Genomic DNA, 4554 nt, shown 5'->3' on the forward strand with positions numbered 1-4554 from the left:
GGGCGGGGCTGCCGTCGCGGTGTTCGCGATCGTGATGTCCGGGGCCCGCACCACGCCGTCGGCGACCACCGCGGAGTTCGTCCGGCTGGCGCCCGCCGAGGCCGGGGCGACCAACGTGGTCAGCGCCATCATCGTCGACTTCCGGGCGCTGGACACCGTCGGGGAGATCGGTGTCCTGGCCGTCGCGGCGGTCGGGGTGGCGAGCCTCGTGCTCGCCACCCGCCACGACCGGCGCGGCCGCCGGGGGCCGGTCGAGAGCGGGCAGAACACCCCGCAGCACGAGGAGGACCTCCTCGGGTGACGAGCAGCGGGCGATGGCACCAGGCGGAGGGCAGGCGATGACGGACGGGCCGGGCATGACGAGCAGGCTGAACGACGGCCGCGACCCGGTGCCCTTCGAGGAGTGGGACCGGCCGCGGGGGGAGTGGCTGCTGTCGGGCGAGTGCCGCCGCCCCGGTGACCGGAGCCTGCTGCTGGAGATGACCACGCGGGCGGTCTTCCCGACGGTGCTCGTCTTCTCCCTCTACCTGCTGCTGGTGGGCCACTACGGGCCCGGCGGCGGGTTCTCCGCCGGGCTGGTGGCCGGGCTCGCGTTCGTCCTGCGCTACATCGCGGGCGGGAACGCCGACTTCGGGGCCGTGGTCAGTCCCCGGGCACCGGTCGTCATCGGAAGCGGCCTCGCGGTCGCGCTGGTCACGGGGCTGGTCCCCGCGGCGTTCGGGGCTCCGGTGCTCTCCACCACCAAGCTCGCCGCGGACGTGCCGCTGTTCGGCCCGGTGGAACTGCAGACCAGCCTGTTCCTCGACGTCGGGGTGTACCTGCTGATCGTCGGCGTGGTGCTGGACCTGCTGCGGGCCCTCGGCGACGGCATCGAACGCGACATGGACGACGCAGGGGAGGCGTTGTGATCACCATCAACGTGGTCATGGCGCTGACCGTCGGCGTCCTCTACGGGGTCGGTTTCACCCTGCTGCTGTCGCGGTCGCTGATGCGCGTGCTGATCGGCGTGGTCGTGCTGGGCCACGGCACCAACCTGCTGCTGCAGCTCGCGGGAGGGCCCCCGGGCCGGCCGCCGATCGTCGGCACCGCGCCGCCGGAGTCGTTCGCCGACCCGCTGCCGCAGGCCCTCGCCCTCACGGCCATCGTGATCACCTTCGCGCTCACCACCTTCCTGCTCGCGCTCGGCTACCGCGCCTTCGTGCTGGTCGGGCACGACGAGGTGCAGGACGACGTGGAGGACCGGCGGATCGCGCGCCAGAAGGTGCCGTCCGCCCCGCTGGAGTCGGGCGACGGCTCCGATGATGCGGAGCAGGATCTCGAACGCGCGGACGACGAGGTGGAGGCGGAAGCCGCCCGGGGCCGGGACCGCTCGTGACCACGGTACTGACGCTGCCGGTGCTGCTCCCGATGCTCGGGGCCGCCGTCACGGTGGTCGGCAGCCGGTCGGCGGCGCTGCAGCGCGTGGTCGGGATCGTCGTCCTCACGGCCGTGGCGGTGCTCGCCGCGGTGCTCCTCGTCGCGGCCGACGAGCGCGGCCCGGTCGTGGCCGAGCTCGGCGGCTGGGCCGCCCCGGTCGGCATCGCGCTGGTGGCCGACCGGCTCTCGGCCCTGCTGCTGCTGGTCTCGACGCTCGTCACCCTCGCCGTGCTGGTGTACGCGATCGACCAGCGGATCGCCGACTACGGCCGCGGCACCGCGAGCACGACGTTCCACCCGATGTACCTGATGCTCTGCGCCGGCGTCTCGCTCGCCTACCTCACCGGGGACCTGTTCACGCTGTTCGTGGCGTTCGAGCTGATGCTGACCGCGTCCTACGTCCTGATCACGCGCCGGACCGGCGCGTCCCGGATCCCGGCGGGCATGACGTACGTGACGGTCAGCCTGCTGTCGTCGCTGCTGTTCCTCACCGCGATCGCCCTGGTGTACGCGGCCACGGGCACGGTGAACCTGGCCGACCTCGCCGAGCGGATCGGGACGCTGCCGGGAGGCGTCCAGTCGGTGCTCGGCCTGATGCTGCTGGTCGTCTTCGGGATCAAGGCGGCGATCGTGCCGCTGCACTTCTGGCTCCCCGACAGCTATCCCAACGCGCCGGGCCCGGTGGCCGCGCTGTTCGCCGGCCTGCTCACCAAGGTGAGCTTCTACGCGCTGCTGCGCACCGAGACGCTCCTGTTCAGCCGGGACAAGCCGTGGACGCTGCTGCTCGTGCTGGCGGTGGCCACGATGCTGGTCGGGGCGCTGGGTGCGCTGGTCCAGAACGACCTCAACCGGCTGCTGTCGTTCCTGCTGGTCAGCCACATCGGGTTCATGCTGTTCGGCCTGGCCGTGTTCGACGCGGCCGCACTGTCCGGGGCTGCTCTGTACGCCGCCCACCACATCACCGTGCTCGCCACGCTGTTCCTCGTGAGCGGCCTGATCACGCGCCGCACCGGCACGGTGTCGCTGGACGAGATGGGTGGGCTCGCCCGCAGTTCCCCTGGCCTCGCCGTCCTTTTCGCGATCCCGGCGATGACGCTGGCCGGCATCCCCCCGACCGCCGGGTTCGTCGCGAAGCTCGCTCTCCTGCAGGCCGGGGCGGCCGCCGGCCTGGGGCCCCAGGTGGTAGCGGGCGTGGTGATCCTCGCCAGCCTCCTGACGCTCTACGCGCTGGTCCGGGTATGGGTACGGGTGTTCTGGGGCAAGCCCAGGCCGCCGCGTCCCGACGAGGACCCCACCGACGAGGTACTCGTGGGCACGGCACGGACGTCCATGCCGATGTACGCGGCGACCGCCGGCCTGGTGGCGGTCAGCCTGGCGATCGCGGTGTTCGCGGGCCCGCTCACCGTGCTCACCGGCCGCGCGGGAGTGGACCTGATCGACCGGACGCCCTACGTCGACGCGGTGCTGGGCGCACAGGAGGGCCGATGACCGAGATGGGGAGCGACGACCACCGGCGCACCGGGAGGCGCGGGGTGCACGCCGTGCGGGCCCGGCTGCCCGCTGTGGTGTGGCTGACGCTGGTGTGGGTGCTGCTGTGGGGCACGTTCACCCTGCTGAGCATCGTCGGCGGGGTGCTGGTGGCGGTGCTCGTCAGCGCCCTGTTCCGGATGCCGCCGCTGCCGGACCGGCTGCCGGTGCGGCCGCTGCCGCTGCTCGGCCTGGTCGCGTTCCTCCTCTACGACCTCGTGGCCTCGGGGGTGGAGGTGAGCTGGCAGATCCTGCGCCACGGGCCGCGGGCGCAGGGCACGATCGTGGCCGTGCCGCTGCTCTCCGGGTCGGACCGGGTCGTCACGGTCATGGCCAACGCGCTGTCGCTGTCGCCGGGCGCGATGGTGCTGCAGATCGATCACGAGCGAGAGATCTGGTACATCTACGCCCTCGGACCGCGCGACCGGGACGGAGCCGAACGCGCCCGGCTCCGCGCGATGGACATGCAGCGGCGGGTGCTCGCGGCGCTCGGCCGTCCGGAGGAGCTGGCGGAGGCACACCGGCGGATCGCCGGGGCGGGAGCGCGGCGATGAACATCGTGTTCGCGGTCGTCCTGGGCATGCTGGGTCTCGCCGGTGCCCTCACGCTCGTACGGCTGCTGCTGGGGCCGGACACCCTCGACCGCATCGCCGCCCTCGACGCGTTCGTCGTGCTCCTCGTCGCCACCACCGCGGTGTACGTGGCCTTCTACGAGGACGGCTCCAACATCCCGCTGCTCGCCGCGGTCGCCCTGCTCGGGTTCGTCGGCTCGGTGGCCGCGATGCGGCTGGCGGAGCGCAGGGAGCGGCACCGGTGACCCCCGTACCCGACACCGCGCTCGACGTCGCCTCCGCGGTGCTGCTGCTCCTCGGCGCGTTGTCGTGCCTGCTCGGCGCGATCGGCATGGTCCGGCTGCCGGACCTGCTCGCCCGGCTGCAGGCGGCCACCAAGCCACAGACGCTCGGCCTGCTGCTGGTGCTCGCGGGTACGGCGCTGCGCGTGGAGCTGGAGAGTGCCGTCACCCTCGCGCTCGTCGCACTGTTCCAGGTGATCACCGCCCCGGTGATCTCGCAGCTCGCCGGCCGGTCGGCCTACCGCAGCGGCGGCGTTCGGCGCGACCTGCTGGTGGTGGACGAGCTGGCCAAGGAGCTCCCGCCGGACTGACCCCGGAAAGATCGCCGTGAGATGTACGTGATGGCCCTGCCGAGGGCGGACAGGTGCGGCTCGCGGCGATCAACGGCCGCTGTTTACGCTCGCCCGCGTGCCCCTCTACGCGCTCGGCGAGGTCGAACCCGCCATCCATCCGGACGCCTACGTCCATCCCGACGCCGTGGTGATCGGCAACGTGACGATCGGTGCCGAGGCGTCGGTCTGGCCCTCCGCGGTGCTCCGCGGGGACGACGGCCGCATCGAGATCGGGCCGCGTACCTCCGTGCAGGACGGGTCGATCATCCACTGCACCCCGCAGGAGCCGACGATCATCGGCGCCGAGGTGACCGTCGGGCACAACGTGCACATCGAGGGCGCGACCATCGGTGACCGCGCGCTCATCTCGTCGGGGTCGGTGGTGCTGAACGGGGCCACGATCGGGGCGGGGGCCGTGGTCGGGGC

At 72.7% G+C, this 4554-nt stretch carries 8 protein-coding genes; all 8 read left to right on the forward strand.

What is annotated here, in order from left to right:
* Window positions 1-301, forward strand: a 301-nt coding sequence (mbhE, locus tag HF577_RS36540) for a hydrogen gas-evolving membrane-bound hydrogenase subunit E (protein ID WP_312859618.1), incomplete at its 5' end; no start/stop codon positions are given.
* A gap of 37 nt (window positions 302-338) precedes the next feature.
* On the forward strand, window positions 339-908 hold the full coding sequence (locus HF577_RS36545; protein ID WP_246267945.1) for an MnhB domain-containing protein: 570 nt from the start codon (window positions 339-341) through the stop codon (window positions 906-908).
* Window positions 908-1375: a Na(+)/H(+) antiporter subunit C gene (locus HF577_RS36550; protein WP_169400580.1), complete on the forward strand. Its 468-nt coding sequence runs from the start codon at window positions 908-910 to the stop codon at window positions 1373-1375. Before HF577_RS36545 ends, HF577_RS36550 begins: the two co-directional genes overlap by 1 nt.
* The gene (locus HF577_RS36555) at window positions 1372-2904 is read left to right on the forward strand and encodes a Na+/H+ antiporter subunit D (RefSeq protein ID WP_169400574.1); all 1533 of its coding nucleotides are present in this window, start codon (window positions 1372-1374) and stop codon (window positions 2902-2904) included. Before HF577_RS36550 ends, HF577_RS36555 begins: the two co-directional genes overlap by 4 nt.
* Window positions 2901-3497 carry a Na+/H+ antiporter subunit E gene (locus HF577_RS36560; protein WP_169400575.1) on the forward strand — a complete coding sequence of 199 codons (597 nt, stop codon included), beginning with the start codon at window positions 2901-2903 and terminating at the stop codon, window positions 3495-3497. Before HF577_RS36555 ends, HF577_RS36560 begins: the two co-directional genes overlap by 4 nt.
* A complete protein-coding gene (locus tag HF577_RS36565) occupies window positions 3494-3760 on the forward strand; it encodes a monovalent cation/H+ antiporter complex subunit F (RefSeq protein WP_169400576.1) in 267 nt (88 codons plus the stop codon). Before HF577_RS36560 ends, HF577_RS36565 begins: the two co-directional genes overlap by 4 nt.
* Window positions 3757-4107, forward strand: a complete 351-nt coding sequence (mnhG, locus tag HF577_RS36570; protein WP_169400577.1) for a monovalent cation/H(+) antiporter subunit G — start codon at window positions 3757-3759, stop codon at window positions 4105-4107. The genes HF577_RS36565 and mnhG overlap by 4 nt, the downstream gene beginning before the upstream one ends.
* 97 nt (window positions 4108-4204) lie before the next feature.
* Window positions 4205-4554 (forward strand): gamma carbonic anhydrase family protein (locus HF577_RS36575; RefSeq protein ID WP_169400578.1); only part of this gene is annotated, 350 nt, incomplete at its 3' end.

The sequence above is a fragment of the Pseudonocardia xinjiangensis genome (genome assembly GCF_012911925.1).
In the GTDB taxonomy this organism is placed as follows: domain Bacteria; phylum Actinomycetota; class Actinomycetes; order Mycobacteriales; family Pseudonocardiaceae; genus Pseudonocardia; species Pseudonocardia xinjiangensis.

Excerpts from the sequence above, each read along its gene's own strand:
- HF577_RS36560 (WP_169400575.1), top strand. The coding sequence starts at position 2,901 with ATGACCGAGATGGGGAGCGACGACCACCGGCGCACCGGGAGGCGCGGG.
- HF577_RS36545 (WP_246267945.1), top strand. The coding sequence starts at position 339 with ATGACGGACGGGCCGGGCATGACGAGCAGGCTGAACGACGGCCGCGAC.
- HF577_RS36565 (WP_169400576.1), top strand. The coding sequence starts at position 3,494 with ATGAACATCGTGTTCGCGGTCGTCCTGGGCATGCTGGGTCTCGCCGGT.